Consider the following 16,437-nt stretch of genomic DNA (forward strand, 5'->3'; position numbering starts at 1 on the left):
TGAATAGGTAACTTGGAATAATTTTTGCAGTATGTTATGCAGGGGAGTATGCCATACGCCCTTAATAAAAAAATCACTATGAAAAACATCATCACATATATAAAACATTATCTCCACCATTTATAGCTTACCTCTTACCTCTTACCTCTTACCTCTTGTTCGCTCAAGATTTTCACGAAGGTGATACTATCTATCTTCCTGAGGTAAACCTCTTTGGTAGAGAGCGTTCCTTTGGTGATGCCGATGCTCAAAAACGATATCTACTGCTCAAAAGTCGTGTAAAACGCGTGTATCCTTATGCTAAAATGGCTGCCGATCGCCTTTATACTATGGAACGTACTATGGATACTATGCAAAACAAACAACAGCGAAAAGTCTATGTAAAGCGCACTCAACGCTATATAGAAGACCACTTTACCGACGAACTCAAAAAACTCTCTCGCTCTCAAGGGCGCATCCTCATCAAGCTCATCCACCGCCAAACAGGGCGTACTGCCTACGATTTGGTAAAAGAACTCCGCAACGGTTGGAACGCCTATTGGTATAATAAAACCGCTTGGCTCTACGATCTCTCCCTAAAAAAAGGCTATGACCCTATGAATATCGAAGAAGATTATTGGATAGAAGAAATCATCCTCCGTGCCATTAGCAATGGTGAATTGGAAGATCAAACCCCTGCTCTCCAATACAATTTCTCTGAACTTACTGAACACCGACGAAAGCGATTAGCTAATTAGCAAATTTGTAAATTTCCAAATTATTCGTACCTTTGCCGACAAATAAAATAGTAATATGGAGTTATACTACGCTTTTTCAGTGATTATCGTCTTAGCCGCCTTGTTTTCGTACGTGAATGTGCGCTACGTAAAACTACCTATGACTATAGGTATTATGGTGATTGCTATGATGGTATCAGTAGGCGTACGTCTTTTCGGTGGTGAAATATTTTCAGGTTTGGCACACCGCTTGGAATCTCTATTACAAGGATTCGATTTTACCGAAATCTTAATGGGGGCAATGCTAAACTTCCTCCTCTTTGCAGGTGCTCTCCATATCAATATCAACGACCTCAAAAATTACCGACTCCCCATTTTTACCTATGCAACTATCAGCGTAGTACTCTCAGCTTTCTTTATATCAGTCTTATTGTACTATATAGCTCCTTTGGTAGAAATCCATATTCCTTATGTTTATTGTCTGCTTTTTGGAGCGCTTATTTCCCCAACCGATCCTATTGTAGTGTTGGGAGTACTCAAACAAGCTAATGTACCAAAACGTATCGAAAATAAAATTACAGGTGAATCTCTTTTCAATGATGGGGTAGCCGTCGTAATGTTCGCTGTCGTACTCAAATTAGCTACCGATCACACTTTCGAACCTTCCTTCAATACCATTACAAAACTTTTTCTCTTAGAGGCTGGAGGAGGCGTTTTCTTAGGGGTGCTCTTAGGCTGGATAGCCTCCAAAATGATGAAAAAAGCCGACGACTATCACGTGAGTGTCTTGCTCACTTTAGCCGTTGTAATGGGAGGCTTCCTCATTGCTAAAACTTCTCACGTATCCTCGCCTTTAGCAATGGTGATTGCAGGACTCTTTGTCGGTAACATAGGGAAAAAGGCAAATAGTGCCGAAAATAAAGATTACTTAGAGAAATTCTGGGCTATCGTCGATGAAATTATGAATGCCATCTTGTTCTTATTCATAGGTTTTGAGATGCTACTGATAGATAACTTAAATGAACAGTTCCTCTTAGGAGGTGTTGCTATTCTCGTGTGCCTCTTAGGGCGTGCTTTAGCAATTTATATTCCCGCCCAAACTATATTACGCAAAGCTACTACCTATTCTTCAGGATCTCTCATTACTATGGTGTGGGGAGGCGTGCGCGGCGGTGTATCTATTGCCTTAGTGCTCTCTATCCCAGCCGATAAGGGCGGTCTTAAAGAAACATTGTTGCAAATTACTTATATAGTAGTATTGTTTTCTATTTTGGTACAAGGGCTCACTATAGGCAAGGTAGCTTCTAAATCCCTCCACCGTGATGAAGTGATGGCACGACTTAAGAGAATAAAACAACTGCAAAAAGGAAAACAATCATAAAACTTTAATAACGAATGAGAATGCAAAAAGATAAAGGATTGGTAAGTGCCAAAGAAGTAGCCAAAGCAATTAATATTGATAAACTTGGTTTCTTGGGTACCTTTGGAGGATGGGCGCTGATGAAGTTGCTCCGTCTTTCCAAACTCAATGCTATTTACAACCGAACCAAAAAATTTGAAGGCTTAGACTTCCTCAACAAACTGTTAGACGAGTTTGAAATAAAGTTCGAAATACCTGAAGAAGATTTTAAAAATATCCCCAAAGAAGGAGCTTTTATCACGATTTCTAACCACCCACTGGGGGGTGTTGATGGCATTTTGCTCCTCAAATTGCTCTTAGAAAAACGCCCTGATTTCAAAATTATGGCAAATTTCCTCCTCCAACGCATTGAGCCTTTAGCTCCTTATGTGTTGCCTGTCAATCCGTTTGAAGACCGCAAGGATGCAAAATCCAGTATTGTTGGCTTCAAACACACCATAGCACATCTCAAAGAAGGAAAACCTTTGGGGCTTTTTCCTGCTGGTGAAGTGTCTGTAACCAAAGAAGGACAACTAATGGTTGATAAACCTTGGGAAGAAGCAGCAATGAAACTCGCTAAAAAAGCTAAAGTGCCTATCGTCCCTATCTATTTCCACGCTAAAAATAGCAAATTGTTCTACTTTTTGGCGAGCCTGAGTGATACCTTACGCACTGCCAAATTACCTTCAGAACTCCTCACTCAAAAACAACGTACTATCTACATACGCATAGGAAAACCCATCTCGGTAACTATGCAAGATGAACATACCGATTTAGCCGATTTTACCGAGTTCCTCCGCAAGAAAACCTATATCTTAGCCAATGCTTTTGAACAAGATAAAAAATTCTTGCCTTTGCCTAATGTACTGAAATCAAACAAAGGTACTCCTAATCCACAACAAATTGAAGCTCCTATACAGCAAGATCTTATAGAAAAAGAAGTAGAAAATGTAACTAAAAAGGATTACCGACTGCTGAAAAACAATAATTACGAGGTCTTTTTAGCTCCTTATCAGGAAATCCCTAATATAATGAAGGAAATAGGTCGCTTGCGTGAAATTACCTTCCGCGAAGTAGGGGAGGGGACAAACGCTTCCTCCGATGTCGATAAATTCGACCTCTATTACCACCATCTTTTCCTTTGGGATAACGAAGCTAAAAAAATTGCAGGCGCTTATCGTATGGGATTAGGCGCTGAGATATTCCCTAAATATGGGATTGAAGGTTTCTATACGCACGATTTATTCCGTTTTGAGCCCGAACTCTACGATATGATGAGTAAAACCATCGAAATGGGGCGTGCTTTTATAATTTCGGAATACCAACAGAAACCAATGCCCCTGTTTTTGCTTTGGAAAGGAATTGCCCACACTACTTTGCGCTATCCCGAACACTCTTATCTGTTGGGTAGCGTGAGCATTAGCAACCAATTTTCCAACTTTTCTAAATCGCTGATGATAGAGTTTATGAAGTCAAACTTCTACGACCCTTACATCGCACAATATGTACGCCCCAAAAAAGAATTTAAAGTAAAACTCAAAGACGAAGATAAAGACTTTATTTTCGACGAAAGTAAGGCTGATTTAAACAAATTCGACAAGCTAATCGATGAACTCGAACCTGGGAATTTGCGTTTGCCAGTGCTCATCAAGAAGTATATCAAGCAAAACGCCAAAGTTATCGCTTTCAATGTCGACCCGCTGTTCAACAATTCTGTTGATGGATTAATGTATATCCGTATCTCCGACCTCCCTGAAAGCACTATGAAGCCCGTTATTGAGGAGTTCCAGGCCGAACTCGAAGCTCGTATGAAGAACAACGAAGAATAATATTCTTTGATTAGTATTAATAATAGTAAATAGTACACTGATTTACAATTGTATTTGCGTTAAACTCCGTAAAATCGTAAGCGTAGCGCCAGAATCCTAAAAACATTGTAATCCGTTTTATCCGTGTAATCTGCGGGAGAATTTTATAATAACAGAATATTGATTTAGAGCTTTGTATTATAATATATTCACAATATAAACCACCTCAGGTGAAATTCGTGAGATAATATAAAATAAAGTTTTACACACTCCCAAATTCGTGGAAATAAAGACTTTTATGCACTCCCTATTTCTGAAAATTCGTGTAATTCGTGGGAGCTTAAAAATATTTCACTGATTGTTTAATAATTACTTACGTCGAACTCACGTTAAGTAGCACCGAACTCGCGTTAAATAAATAAACCCAATGAAAAAAATATTATTTTTAGTAGCATTACTACCACTAACTCTTGTAGCACAAACCGTGATTGTTCCTAATCGTTATGCTTTCCAAAAAGAAGACAATCAATATCAACTCAATATGCTCACAAAATTCTTGCTCGAAAAACAAGAATTTAAAGTCTATATGGAAAGTGAAGCTCCTGCCGAGCTACTCCAAAACCCTTGCGCTACCCTAAAAGCTGATGTGAAGAACCAATCGAATATGATGACCTCTAAAGTACAATTCCTTCTCACCGATTGTACTAATAAAGCGGTCTTTACTTCTCAGATAGGTAAAAGCCGTGAAAAGGAGTTTAAAAAATCCTACCAAGAAGCCTTGCGTAATGCCCTTTCTGGTACAGAATTAGCTACTTTTAAGGCAGATTATCAAACTCCTTCAGTAGCCTCAAAACCCTCTATCCCCTCAGCAACAACAGCAGTACCCGAACTTACAGTTACTGCTGCGCCTATAAGCGAACCTCTTATTCTATTTCTGTATGCTAAACCAACTAATTGGGGATATGAGTTGTTTGATAAAAAAACAAATGAATTGCAATTCAAACTTAGAAAAATCAATACTCCTGATGTATTTCTGGCTTTTGATGTAGAAGAACAAAAATATGGTGTTTTAGAAAAAAACGGTTCCACTTTCTATAAATTTACTTTTTACAAGCAAATAGATGGATCACCTCTTACTTTCTCCGCCCAAATAAATTTCAATTAATTTATTATCACATATCAACTTGTTACCTATTACCTGTTACTTGTTACCTAATTAAAAGTGTATAGCAAAGCCGAAGCAAAAAAACTACGCGAAGACTTCTGGATATCTTTTGGTAAATCGTTTCCTCGCAAATGGACGTTGTATGACACTAAAATAAAGGATTTCAGTTTTAAGTTTTCATTCGACACTCGTAAAGCGCGGGTGCTACTCGCTGTAGAAGACCCTCACGAGGAGATACGTAGTTTGTATTATAACAAATTGCTGTCGCTCAAAACCATACTTCAAGAAGAATACCTCCCTAACGCTGTTTTCGAAGAGCATTTCTTCTTGGACAATGGTAAAGAAATTAGTTGTGTATATGTAGAACTGCAAGGGGTAACCATTCACAACAAAGACACTTGGCAACAAACAATGGAGTTTCTATACCAATCAATGTCGCAGTTCGAAGCCTTTTGGGAAGAATATAAAGATATCATTCAAGAAGAAAAATAATTTAGTTTATATGAAAAAACGTACCATACTTAATCTACTCCTTATCCTTTTCATACTTTCTTTCTTCGTAACCCCCTTAGGTTATGAAAGTAAGATTTTACTACAACGAATTTTCGCTAGTTCGGTAGACATCATTCCTGCCGATAAAGCTCAAAAAATTGATTTCAGTTGGCAACTCAAAGATCGCAAAGATGTGCAGTTCAACTACTCGCAAACTCAAGGAAAGAAACCCTCATTCGTGTATTTCTTCTCCTCTTGGCGAGGTATTAGTATTGCCGACCTCTATGCAGTAGAAAAACTATATGATGCCTATAAGGATAAAGTAGATTTCTATATCATCACTAACGAGCGCCCTGAACCAGTGGAAGAAATGATGCAAAAACGCAATTTCCATTTCAAAGTAACCTACCTCATCATCGGTGAGAAAATGCCTTTCGACCCCGAAAAAATCCCGTCAGGTTATATCGTAGATAAAAACGGACTCGTACGCGCTCAAAAAGAAGGAATTGCCCGTTGGAATAGCGATGCCGTCCACGAACTCTTAAACACTCTAATTAAGTGATAAATTCTTACAATTTTATCTTTTATTTTTATATAAGATAGAAAATAATTATAAAGATAGTATTTTAGATTCAATTTAAAGTACTATCTTTGCCCACTTAATTATTAATTGTAAATCGTTAATTGCTAAAAATGGCTAAATATACAGAAGAAGAACTTAAAGAAGAATTAGAAAACAACGAATATAAATACGGCTTTTATACTGATATAGAATCCGAAACTTTCCCTAAAGGACTCAATGAAGAGGTGGTAATTGCCCTCTCTAAAAAGAAAAACGAACCTCAATGGATGACCGATTGGCGCTTAGAAGCTTTCCGCGCGTGGCAAGCGATGGAAGAGCCTCCTCATTGGGCAAACCTTAAATTTGAAACTCCCGATTTTCAAGATATTGCCTACTACTCTGCTCCTAAACAAAAACCTAAACTCAATAGTTTAGACGAGGTTGATCCTCAACTCTTGGAAACTTTCCAAAAACTCGGCATCTCTCTCGAAGAACAAAAACGCCTCACAGGGGTAGAAGATAAACCTGCTGTCGCAATGGACGTAGTGATGGACTCCGTTTCAGTAGCAACTACTTTTCAAAAAACATTGGCTGAACGCGGCATTATCTTCTGCTCTATTTCCGAAGCTATTCAAAAATATCCCGATCTCGTGCGCAAATATCTCGGTACGGTTGTCCCTAAAACCGATAATTTCTATGCTGCGCTCAACTCTGCTGTCTTCTCCGATGGCTCTTTCTGCTATGTGCCTAAGGGAGTGCGTTGCCCTATGGAACTCTCTACCTATTTCCGTATCAATCAAGCTGGTACAGGTCAGTTTGAACGTACCCTCCTCATTGTTGATGAAGGTGCTTACGTCTCTTACCTCGAAGGTTGTACAGCGCCCAAACGCGATGAAAACCAATTACACGCTGCTGTGGTAGAACTTATAGCTATGGATAATGGCGAAATTAAATATTCTACAGTACAAAACTGGTTCCCTGGAGATAAAGACGGTAAAGGTGGGGTTTATAATTTTGTAACCAAACGTGCTTTAGCCGAGAAAAATGCAAAAATATCGTGGACACAAGTAGAAACAGGCTCTGCTATTACTTGGAAATACCCTTCAGTAGTGCTCAAAGGAGATAATTCTATAGGAGAATTTTACTCTATTGCCGTTACCAATCACTTTCAACAAGCCGATACAGGTACTAAGATGATACATTTGGGTAATAATACTAAATCTACAATTATTTCTAAAGGTATTTCGGCAGGCAAATCACAAAATAGCTACCGCGGATTGGTAAAAGTAGTGCCTAATGCTAAAAATGCGCGCAATTTCTCTCAATGTGACTCTCTCTTAATGGGAAATGATTGTGGAGCACACACTTTTCCTTATATAGAAGCTAAAAATCCTACCGCCCAAATAGAACACGAAGCTACTACTTCTAAAATTGGTGAAGACCAAATTTTCTATTGTAACCAGCGTGGTATTGATACCGAAAAAGCAATTTCACTCATCGTAAATGGTTTTGGTAAAGAAGTACTCAACAAACTGCCTATGGAGTTCGCCGTCGAAGCTCAAAAACTCTTAGAAATCTCCTTAGAAGGCAGTGTAGGATAATTGTTAATTGAAATTTGTTAATTATTTAATTGAAATTTGTTAATTATTAATTGTTAATTATTAATTGAAAATATGATTCTTGCGCCTTCTCTCCTTGCTGCCGATTTCGGCAACCTACAACAAGCTATTGAAATGGTAAACGCCAGCGAAGCCGATTGGTTTCATATTGATGTTATGGACGGCGTGTTTGTCCCTAACATCTCTTATGGTATGCCCGTGTTATCGGTGATTCACAAACACGCTACCAAGCCCCTTGATGTTCACTTGATGATTGTCGACCCTGACCGATATATCAGTACTTTTGCAAAGCTCGGCAGCGATATCCTCACCGTACATTACGAGGCGTGTACACACCTGCACCGCACTTTGCAAGCTATTAAGGCAGAAGGAATGAAAGCAGGAGTAGCACTTAATCCGCATACTCCTGTGGTACTTTTAGAAGATATCATTCAAGAGGTAGATGTACTCTTGTTGATGAGTGTAAACCCAGGATTTGGAGGTCAGTCATTCATAGAAAATACTTATAAAAAAGTGCGACAAGCCAAAATGCTGATTGAGCAAGCAGGAGCCTCAACCCTTATTGAGATAGATGGAGGAGTGAGTTTAAAGAATGCCAAAGCATTAGTAGAAGCAGGCGCCGATGCTTTAGTGGCTGGTAGTTTTGTATTCAATGCTGCCAATCCTACTCAAACCATTGCAGATTTAAAACACATATAGTCAATAAAACAATGTTTCAAGGAGTACTTCAAAAAATGCTTACCGAATGGGCTGACCCTATACGGTATTATTTGCCAATGGAAGGTGACTTTGTACTGATGAACCAACTTATCGGCAAGGATATAACACTCCAATTTGTGCGTTTTCAGTGTATGAATTGTGGTGAAAACAAACCAATCTTCCGTCAGGGCTATTGCAAAGAGTGTTTTTTTGAAGTCCCTCAAACTGCGGATTGGGTGATGCACCCCGAACTCAGCAAAGCACACCTCAATATCGAAGAACGCGATTTAGGCTATGAACAGCAAGTGCAGTTGCAACCGCATTATGTATATCTCGCCAATTCTAGCGATGTAAAAGTAGGAGTAACCCGTAAATCACAAGCCCCAACCCGTTGGATCGACCAAGGGGCGCACGAAGCTCTCATCCTTGCCGAAGTTCCTAATCGATATTTAGCAGGCATCGCCGAGGTCGCTCTCAAAGAGCATTTAGCCGATAAAACCAATTGGCGCAAAATGCTTACTAACCAAATTACCCCTGTAGATTTATTGCGAGTAAAATTAGAAGTGCGCGACTTTGTACCCAATGAAGTACAGCCCTACATCACCGAAGATATCACTCCCCTACGCATTCATTTCCCTGTAGAAAAATACCCTACCCAAGTGCGCTCACTGCAATTGTCGCAAACCCCTACTTATAGTGGTAAACTAATGGGTATCAAAGGACAATACCTCATTTTTAATGACAATACCGTTTTCAATGTACGAGGCAACGAAGGACTAGTTATTCAATTGACAATTAATAATTAACAATGAAATACTTCATCCTTTACATATCAATTTTTTACTTCACTGCTTGTCAACTTTTTCGATCGCAGCAAACCACGATGTCCAAAACTTCTACAGAAAAGCAACAAACAGAGGTATTTGAGCCTGTAAATAAGGAATTGTATGTGATTAATTCTGATGCTTTGTTATACAAAACACCTGATATAAATTCCTTAGGAGAACCTGTTAACGAACATTTTGCAACTTGGCACAATATCATAGGTGAATCAGCTCACTTTTACAAAGCAGAGGAAGAAGAAAAAATCCTTTATTTTCTTAAAAAAGATATGGGAAGATGTGAGCAAATCAACTTTACAAAGGAAGTTTTGGAACAATCCGACCGAATTGTCGTTAATGAAACTGATAGAGAGGAGCTTAGTAATTTTTCTCAGTTTTTGTCAGTAACTCCTATTACACGAGAAGAATATTTGGAAAAGCAAGAAAATAGAATTGATTTATTAAAAAAAGATTCTGCTTTACATCCTAAAAAAGATCATAAGCTTGTTTTTAACTGTAAAAATAAAGTAGTAATATTTAAAGATGAATTAACTGAGGAGGAATATTATGATAAAATATATTATTACGAAGGAAATATAGAAAAATTGAATCAATATGTGGTTTCATTATTAACTTTGGGATGGATAGAATATATATTAGTAGATAAAACTACAGGTAAGCAAACTAAAATCAAGGGTTATCCTTATGTTTCTCCTGATAAAAAGTATATATTTTGCCTGATAGAAGGTATGGATATAAGCGGCTTTATGTATCTTTATGAAATAGAAAGCCTTTCTCCCTTTAAAATAAAAGAGAGACTAAATATTGGTTTTACCTATTGGACTCCTTATGATGATCCAAAAGAAAATGATATATTTTGGGATAAAGATGGGAATCTATATGCTTCTATTAACAAAGACCAGTGTTTTTATGTAGATAATATGACGAGATATAACCCTTTACGCCAATATATAAAAATAGAAATTAAGTAGTACCACTTACTACCTTATGAAAACTAACTCATTCCCTTCTGAAAACTTTTCTGAAAACGCATATCCATCAGCGTTAAACCCTTTCAAATCTTCTACTGAGCGAATCTCATTTTCTGCTAAAAAACGCACCATTCGACCCCTCGCTTTCTTCGCATAAAAACTAATGACTTTTAGTGTTTCCCCTTTATAATCTTTGAAGATAGGTGTAATCACGGGCACTTTTAGCTTTGTGGTATCAATTGCCTTAAAATATTCTTCACTGGCGAGATTGATAAACAATTCTCCTTCTTGCAATTCGTCGTTCAATGCCTGAGTGATTTTGTCTTTCCAAAAAGCATAAAGGTTTGCAGCCTTTCCTATAGGTAGTTTGATGCCCATTTCTAATCGATAAGGAGCGATAAGATCTAATGGTTTTAGCACTCCATAAAGTCCTGATAGGATGCGTAAACTCTCTTGCAGCTTGTCAATTTGCGCCTCAGAAAGTGAATAGGCATCAAGCCCCTCATATACGTCACCATCGTAAGCAAAGAGTGCCGGACGTGCATTTTCGGGAGTAAAAGGCATTGCAAAAGTTTGGTTGCGCTGCCAGTTAAGTTCAGCAAGTTTAGATGAAATTCCCATCAAATCCGATAGTTTTTTGGGGGATAGCGGCTTAAGAGCAGCGTGTACTTCAGCAATTTCCTTTAGAAAAATAGCCGTTGAATAACGTTCTGTAGGTAAAATCGATGTTTCGTTAATAGTTTTGGCAGGAGAGATTACGATTTTCATAGTGATAAATAATTAACGGGGCAAAGTTACAAAACAATTGACAATTCGCAATTGATAATTGACAAATGAATAGGGGTGAGACATTTGATAGACTTTAAACAAACCTTAAACGGAACTATGATAGTTTTACAGTGGGACTTCAGTGGGTCTACAGTGGGTCTACAGTGGGTCTACAGTGGCTCTACAATGAAGACCAACCAAAGATTAATGGAATACTAATAGAATTTATAATGTTGTTGCTATGAACTGTTGCTCTGGTTCTGTGGGGTCAGACTTGTCCGAGCTAAAATAACTAACTACTATCTTATCATTGTTGTTTGAAAAGAAATGCCTATCTTTGCGCGAATAAACATCCGTATAACTTGCACTATGAAATACATTATTTCCCTTATGGGACTATTTACTTTTTTTAATACTCACGCTCAAATCGATCGTGTAGAACCGCCTTTTTGGTGGGAAGGAATGCACTATGCCGAAATACAAATATTATTGTACGGCAAAAATATAGCACAATACCGCGTGGAAAGCGACTTGCCTATCACCAATGTGCTGAAAACCGAAAACCCTAATTATCTATTTGTTACTGTAGACACTAAGAGTAAAAAAGCGGGCAACTATACCATTTCACTATGGCAGAAGAAGAAACAAGTGGGCAGTGTCCGCTACGAATTAAAAGCGCGTCGTGAGGGCTCGGCTTACCGCAAAAGTTTCGACAGCAGTGATATGATTTATCTCATTATGCCCGATCGCTTTGCCAATGGAAATCCTAACAACGATTCACACCCTGCACTTACCGATAAACTCAACCGCTCGGTTGCTAATGGTCGTCACGGGGGAGATATTCAAGGTATTATCAACCATTTGGATTATATACAATCCTTAGGCGCTACAGCCTTATGGAGTACACCCTTATGTGAGGACAACGAACCACAACATTCTTATCACACTTATGCCCAAACCGATGTGTACAAAATAGACCCCCGCTATGGCACGAATGAGGAATACCAACAGCTCTCAGCGGCTTTGCACAAGCGCGGTATGAAGCTCATCAAAGATTATGTAACCAACCACTGGGGCAGTCAGCATTGGATGGTGAAAGACCTGCCTTGCTACGATTGGTTACATCAATTCCCTGGGTATGGTCAGAGCACTTTCCGTATGAGCACTCAGATGGATAGTAATGCTTCGGAATGGGATAAAAAGTACTGCGAAAAAGGTTGGTTTGCGCGCTCTATGCCCGACCTCAACCAAGCGAATCCATTGGTGCTTAACTATCTCACCCAGAACGCTATTTGGTGGATAGAATACGCCGATCTCGATGGTTTGCGCGTAGATACTTATTCATATAACGACAAAGAGGGCATCGCTAAATGGACAAAAGCTATCACCGATGAGTATCCTCATTTCAATATTATGGGGGAAGTGTGGCTCAACCAGAGTGCCCAAGTATCGTATTGGCAAAAGGATAGCCCTATCAGTGCGATACAAAGCTATAATACTTACTTGCCTACCGTGATGGATTTTCCACTTTTTAATGCAATAGGAGAAGCGTTTCGCTCTACGCCTTCGTGGGACAAAGGTATGATACAACTCTACGACAATTTAGCTAATGATTTTCTGTATAAAGACATCAACAACCTGCTTATCTTTGCCGAGAATCACGATACAGCACGTATCAATCACGTATATCCTAAGATAGAGGATTATAAAATGATTATCACATTGCTGGCAACAGCGCGTGGTATTCCGCAATTGTATTATGGTAGTGAGATAGCAATGGCAGGCGACAAGAGCAAAGGCGATGGCGATATACGACAAGATTTCCCTGGTGGCTGGGCAGGCGATGCACAGAATGCTTTCACAGTCTCTGGGCGTACAGCTACCCAGAAAGAATATTACGATTTTACAGCCAAGCTCTTCAACTGGCGTAAAGATAAAGCCGTAATTCATTATGGAAGGACTAAACAATACTTACCTGAAAATGAAGTATATGTCTATTTTCGCTACAACGATACCGAGAGCCTAATGGTTATCCTCAACAACAGTGATAAGCCCCAAACGCTCCACCTCAACCGCTTTGCCGAGAGTTTGGCGGGATTTTTGAGGGGAAAAGATGTTATTTCAGGGAAAGAACTCAATCTGAGTACAAGCACCTTAGAAATACCCGCTAAAACCCCTATGCTCATTGAATTGAAATAAGAGGTAAGAGTTTTCTCTCATCCAAGATTTTCTGAGTCTCACTGAGATTTTCTGATTCTCACCTCCCTCTCAAAAAGTTTACTTTTTATGAAACACTTTTTTTCTCTGTGGTTATTTATCCTCTTTTTTGTAGGGGCACAAGCTCAAACCGCAGAAACTTATCTCAAAGAAATTGCTAAAAATCAACAACTTGATATCCAATGGCAGGAGCGCAAAACCTCTCTTGCTTCTGAGGGTATTCGCTCTTTTGTGGGTTACTGCGAAGGCAATTTCGTAGCGACCCTTTCAGTAAGTTTAAAAGCGGTATCAGGGAGTTTTCACTACCGAGATAAATCGTATGAAATCAGTTTGCAAAAAGGGCAATTAGTCTTTTCGCCTAATGAAGAATTCGAGTGTGGCACTACCGATACACCTCATTCACACCCGAGCTCTTCAACAGCACGCCCCACAATATTAGCCGAAGAAACCGCTCCTACCATTGCCAACACACAAATATTAAGGGTATACCGTTTGGCGATGCATATCCCTTATAGTACCTTCAGTACAGGACACTTAGAGAAAAACGTACAAAAAGTAAAAACTTTTTGGGCAGATACTGAGGCTTTCCTGAACGAGATGTACCTGCGTGATTTGGGAGTACGTTTTGAGGTAGTAAAGGATGAGCGTCTCATTATCAAAGACGAAAAAGATGAGACTTTCAACACAAAACACCGAGCTGATTATGTGATTAATCATTCTACTAATGTTATCAATAGGCTTATAGGAGAAAACAGTTACGATGCGGGTATTACCCTTGCTTATACCATTTCTTTATATAAAGGCATTCGTGGCTTGGCTGATAATATTAATGGTGTTTATAAAGCTAATACCAAAGCTGCTGCTGTAGCAGTACTTACCAAAGAAGTCATAGCTCACGAAATCGGACACTTATTTGGAGGCAAACACACTTTTGGCAACTATAATGGCTCAGAAGCCTACGATAGTGAAAAGACTGAGTATGATAGAGGTACTTCGGTGATGAGCTATGGCAGTCCGCGTGATTTCTTCTCACTCTCAAGCATTCAGCGCATACGGGAACGATTGACGAAAGTACCCGTGAAAGCTCACGACAAGACTTTCACTACTCAAGCTCCTCGCATAGGCCATAGTAAGATTAAAAGTCATTATACGATTCCCAAAGGCTCTTTCTTCCAGTTCTATATCCCCGCTACCGACCCCGATAGCGAGCAGCTACTATACAACGTAAACCAACACGATGTGCGAAATGGCGATGAAACCCCTATAACGCAATACATTATTTATAAATCAACCCCTGCCAACCCTGTAACTATCAAAACTGAATACCACGAAAACTCGGGAGATGTAGTAGCCAATAGTGGTTTGGCACAACAGACTACGGGTACTTTTACCTTTTGGTTGGGAGTGAGCGATGCCCCACTCCAATCGTCAGCTGATTATATAGTACAATACGATTTGGCTGAAACTAAAGTAACAGTTAAAGACGGTACCCCCTTCAAAATTACATCTACCACAAAAAACAAATATAAAGGAGGCGATAAACTCACCCTTAGTTGGAATGTAGATAATACTATTTTCAAAGACACCAAAGTGCGTATCCTGCTTTCTGATGATTTAGGAAAGACGTTTAAATATGTGGTAGTAACAGAAACTGATAACAACGGCAGTAAGGAAATCACCTTGCCTAATATCAATACTGATAAGGCGGTGCTAAAAGTAGAAGTAATCGATGGTTTAGCTTTTGATCTTACCAATTACAATCCTAAAAATGGAGGTTTTACTATTGAAAAGAATTCAGCCCTTCCTGAACCTCTCCTTTGGGCATCTCTCCCTAATCATCTAACCCTTTCTTGTGAGCAATCTATTCCAGCAGTAACACTTCCTACTATTACAGGTGGTTGTACTCCTGTGGTTACCCTTCAAAAAGAAGAACGCATCAAAGGCAATTGTGACTATACTTATACCATCAAACGTATTTTTACAGCTGCCGATACTTGTAACCAAACACTTACTTACACTCAAACTATTAGCGTAACAGATAAAACTCCCCCTACTTTTGTAGGTGCTTTACCCCAAAATATGAGTGTTAAAGAAGGCAAAACAATACCTGCTCAAGTAATGCTTACCGCTACCGATAATTGTGGTACTGTTGCGGTTACAACTTCTCATAAAGAAGAAAAGGATGCCAAAGGCAAACTTACTAAACTTATCTATACGTGGATAGCTAAAGATACTTGTGGCAATGTTACTACCCACCAGCAAATCATTACCATTGTACCAAAAAAAGTCCCCACCCTCACTTGGGCAACACTTCCTCGCGATATAACCGTCGATTGTGTCAAAGCCATTCCTGCTGTACAAACGCCTACAACTCAAGGAGGTTGTGCTAAAGTAGTGATAACCCGTGCCGATAAGGAACTCAACAAGCGCTGTCTCAACAATTTCACTTTAGAGCGCACTTTTACGGCTTCCGATGGTTGTGCCACCCTTACACATACTCAGCGCATTAAGGTATCCGATAAAAAATCACCTACCTTTGTAGGAACACTGCCTCAAGATCTTACCATTGATGAAGGGACACCCATACCTTCTCAGCAGAGCATTTCAGCTGAAGATGCTTGTGCAGGACAACCTACCGTTACAATGCCGCCAAAAGAAGAATATCTCACCAATGGGAAACTCTCTAAAGTAGTCTATAAGTGGGTGGCTCACGATGTCTGTGGCAATGAAAGAATACATACCCAAAATATTACCATAAAACTTAAACAGCAAGAACCTCCCCACATAGATACTAACCCTAATGAAGTCGTGATTTACAATGCCGTTTCTACTGAAAAAGGATTTGATAACTATTTTAGAATAGAAAATACAGATAAAAACCAACCTATTACCTTGGTTATTTTTGATGAAATGGGCTTGAAAGTCTATGAAAATAACCATTATCAACAAAATGGTGAATATTTTAGAGGCTACCCTAATATAAAAGGAGTAGTAGGTAGCAAACGATTAGCAGGTACTTATTTCTATGTATTGACGTATTATTTCAATGGACAACAACAAACAAAAAAAGGATTTCTATATGTAAGATAATTACACGCCTGTATAGGCTGTCTTAAAAATCTATAATGCAGTCTCTTTATAATATATTAACGTCAGTCCGATATAACAGAATATTGATT

13 protein-coding genes are annotated in these 16,437 nt (G+C 39.0%); 12 read left to right on the forward strand and 1 reads right to left on the reverse strand.

Annotation, left to right across the window (positions count from 1 at the left end; genetic code table 11):
* The first annotated feature begins 122 nt into the window (after nt 1–122).
* The 10 genes from HMPREF9073_RS02975 to HMPREF9073_RS03020 all read left to right on the forward strand — a co-directional run bounded on the left by HMPREF9073_RS02975 (nt 123) and on the right by HMPREF9073_RS03020 (nt 10,273).
* Nucleotides 123–737, forward strand: coding sequence for a DUF4294 domain-containing protein (locus tag HMPREF9073_RS02975; RefSeq protein WP_369699430.1), 615 nt, complete (start codon nt 123–125; stop codon nt 735–737).
* Between the two features lie 55 nt (nt 738–792).
* Entirely contained in the window at nt 793–2,097 is a 1,305-nt protein-coding gene (locus HMPREF9073_RS02980; protein ID WP_009412504.1) for a sodium:proton antiporter, read from the forward strand.
* Nucleotides 2,098–2,111: 14 nt separating this feature from the next.
* On the forward strand, nt 2,112–3,944 hold the full coding sequence (locus HMPREF9073_RS02985; protein ID WP_034555214.1) for a GNAT family N-acyltransferase: 1,833 nt from the start codon (nt 2,112–2,114) through the stop codon (nt 3,942–3,944).
* Nucleotides 3,945–4,350: 406 nt separating this feature from the next.
* Nucleotides 4,351–5,088, forward strand: a complete 738-nt coding sequence (locus HMPREF9073_RS02990; RefSeq protein WP_009412506.1) for a hypothetical protein — start codon at nt 4,351–4,353, stop codon at nt 5,086–5,088.
* Nucleotides 5,089–5,145: 57 nt separating this feature from the next.
* Nucleotides 5,146–5,580 (forward strand): DUF4268 domain-containing protein, encoded by a 435-nt coding sequence (locus HMPREF9073_RS02995; RefSeq protein WP_009412507.1) that lies wholly within the window; start codon nt 5,146–5,148, stop codon nt 5,578–5,580.
* Nucleotides 5,581–5,590: 10 nt separating this feature from the next.
* Nucleotides 5,591–6,142, forward strand: a complete 552-nt coding sequence (locus HMPREF9073_RS03000) for a redoxin domain-containing protein (RefSeq protein WP_009412508.1) — start codon at nt 5,591–5,593, stop codon at nt 6,140–6,142.
* Nucleotides 6,143–6,273: 131 nt separating this feature from the next.
* Nucleotides 6,274–7,743, forward strand: coding sequence for a Fe-S cluster assembly protein SufB (sufB, locus tag HMPREF9073_RS03005; RefSeq protein WP_009412509.1), 1,470 nt, complete (start codon nt 6,274–6,276; stop codon nt 7,741–7,743).
* Between the two features lie 72 nt (nt 7,744–7,815).
* Nucleotides 7,816–8,460 (forward strand): ribulose-phosphate 3-epimerase, encoded by a 645-nt coding sequence (rpe, locus tag HMPREF9073_RS03010; RefSeq protein ID WP_009412510.1) that lies wholly within the window; start codon nt 7,816–7,818, stop codon nt 8,458–8,460.
* An 11-nt stretch (nt 8,461–8,471) separates the two neighbouring features.
* A complete protein-coding gene (locus HMPREF9073_RS03015; protein WP_009412511.1) occupies nt 8,472–9,266 on the forward strand; it encodes a DUF2797 domain-containing protein in 795 nt (264 codons plus the stop codon).
* A gap of 2 nt (nt 9,267–9,268) precedes the next feature.
* Nucleotides 9,269–10,273, forward strand: coding sequence for a hypothetical protein (locus HMPREF9073_RS03020; protein WP_083866074.1), 1,005 nt, complete (start codon nt 9,269–9,271; stop codon nt 10,271–10,273).
* Between the two features lie 9 nt (nt 10,274–10,282).
* Here the strand turns inward: HMPREF9073_RS03020 and yaaA are convergent, their stop codons facing one another.
* Entirely contained in the window at nt 10,283–11,041 is a 759-nt protein-coding gene (gene yaaA / locus HMPREF9073_RS03025) for a peroxide stress protein YaaA (protein WP_009412513.1), read from the reverse strand.
* A gap of 327 nt (nt 11,042–11,368) precedes the next feature.
* On the opposite strand from yaaA, the gene HMPREF9073_RS03030 reads away from it, so the two are divergent.
* The gene (locus tag HMPREF9073_RS03030) at nt 11,369–13,240 is read left to right on the forward strand and encodes a glycoside hydrolase family 13 protein (protein WP_198005884.1); all 1,872 of its coding nucleotides are present in this window, start codon (nt 11,369–11,371) and stop codon (nt 13,238–13,240) included.
* Between the two features lie 87 nt (nt 13,241–13,327).
* Nucleotides 13,328–16,348, forward strand: a complete 3,021-nt coding sequence (locus HMPREF9073_RS03035) for a reprolysin-like metallopeptidase (RefSeq protein ID WP_009412515.1) — start codon at nt 13,328–13,330, stop codon at nt 16,346–16,348.
* The last annotated feature ends 89 nt before the right edge of the window (nt 16,349–16,437 follow it).

Origin of the sequence: Capnocytophaga sp. oral taxon 326 str. F0382, from assembly GCF_000318295.1 — a bacterium.
Classification (GTDB): Bacteria; Bacteroidota; Bacteroidia; order Flavobacteriales; family Flavobacteriaceae; genus Capnocytophaga; species Capnocytophaga periodontitidis.

Excerpts from the sequence above, each read along its gene's own strand:
- HMPREF9073_RS02980 (WP_009412504.1), top strand. The coding sequence starts at position 793 with ATGGAGTTATACTACGCTTTTTCAGTGATTATCGTCTTAGCCGCCTTG.
- HMPREF9073_RS03035 (WP_009412515.1), top strand. The coding sequence starts at position 13,328 with ATGAAACACTTTTTTTCTCTGTGGTTATTTATCCTCTTTTTTGTAGGG.
- rpe (WP_009412510.1), top strand. The coding sequence starts at position 7,816 with ATGATTCTTGCGCCTTCTCTCCTTGCTGCCGATTTCGGCAACCTACAA.
- yaaA (WP_009412513.1), bottom strand. The coding sequence starts at position 11,041 with ATGAAAATCGTAATCTCTCCTGCCAAAACTATTAACGAAACATCGATT.
- HMPREF9073_RS03020 (WP_083866074.1), top strand. The coding sequence starts at position 9,269 with ATGAAATACTTCATCCTTTACATATCAATTTTTTACTTCACTGCTTGT.
- sufB (WP_009412509.1), top strand. The coding sequence starts at position 6,274 with ATGGCTAAATATACAGAAGAAGAACTTAAAGAAGAATTAGAAAACAAC.
- HMPREF9073_RS03000 (WP_009412508.1), top strand. The coding sequence starts at position 5,591 with ATGAAAAAACGTACCATACTTAATCTACTCCTTATCCTTTTCATACTT.
- HMPREF9073_RS03030 (WP_198005884.1), top strand. The coding sequence starts at position 11,369 with ATGCCTATCTTTGCGCGAATAAACATCCGTATAACTTGCACTATGAAA.
- HMPREF9073_RS02990 (WP_009412506.1), top strand. The coding sequence starts at position 4,351 with ATGAAAAAAATATTATTTTTAGTAGCATTACTACCACTAACTCTTGTA.
- HMPREF9073_RS03015 (WP_009412511.1), top strand. The coding sequence starts at position 8,472 with ATGTTTCAAGGAGTACTTCAAAAAATGCTTACCGAATGGGCTGACCCT.
- HMPREF9073_RS02985 (WP_034555214.1), top strand. The coding sequence starts at position 2,112 with ATGAGAATGCAAAAAGATAAAGGATTGGTAAGTGCCAAAGAAGTAGCC.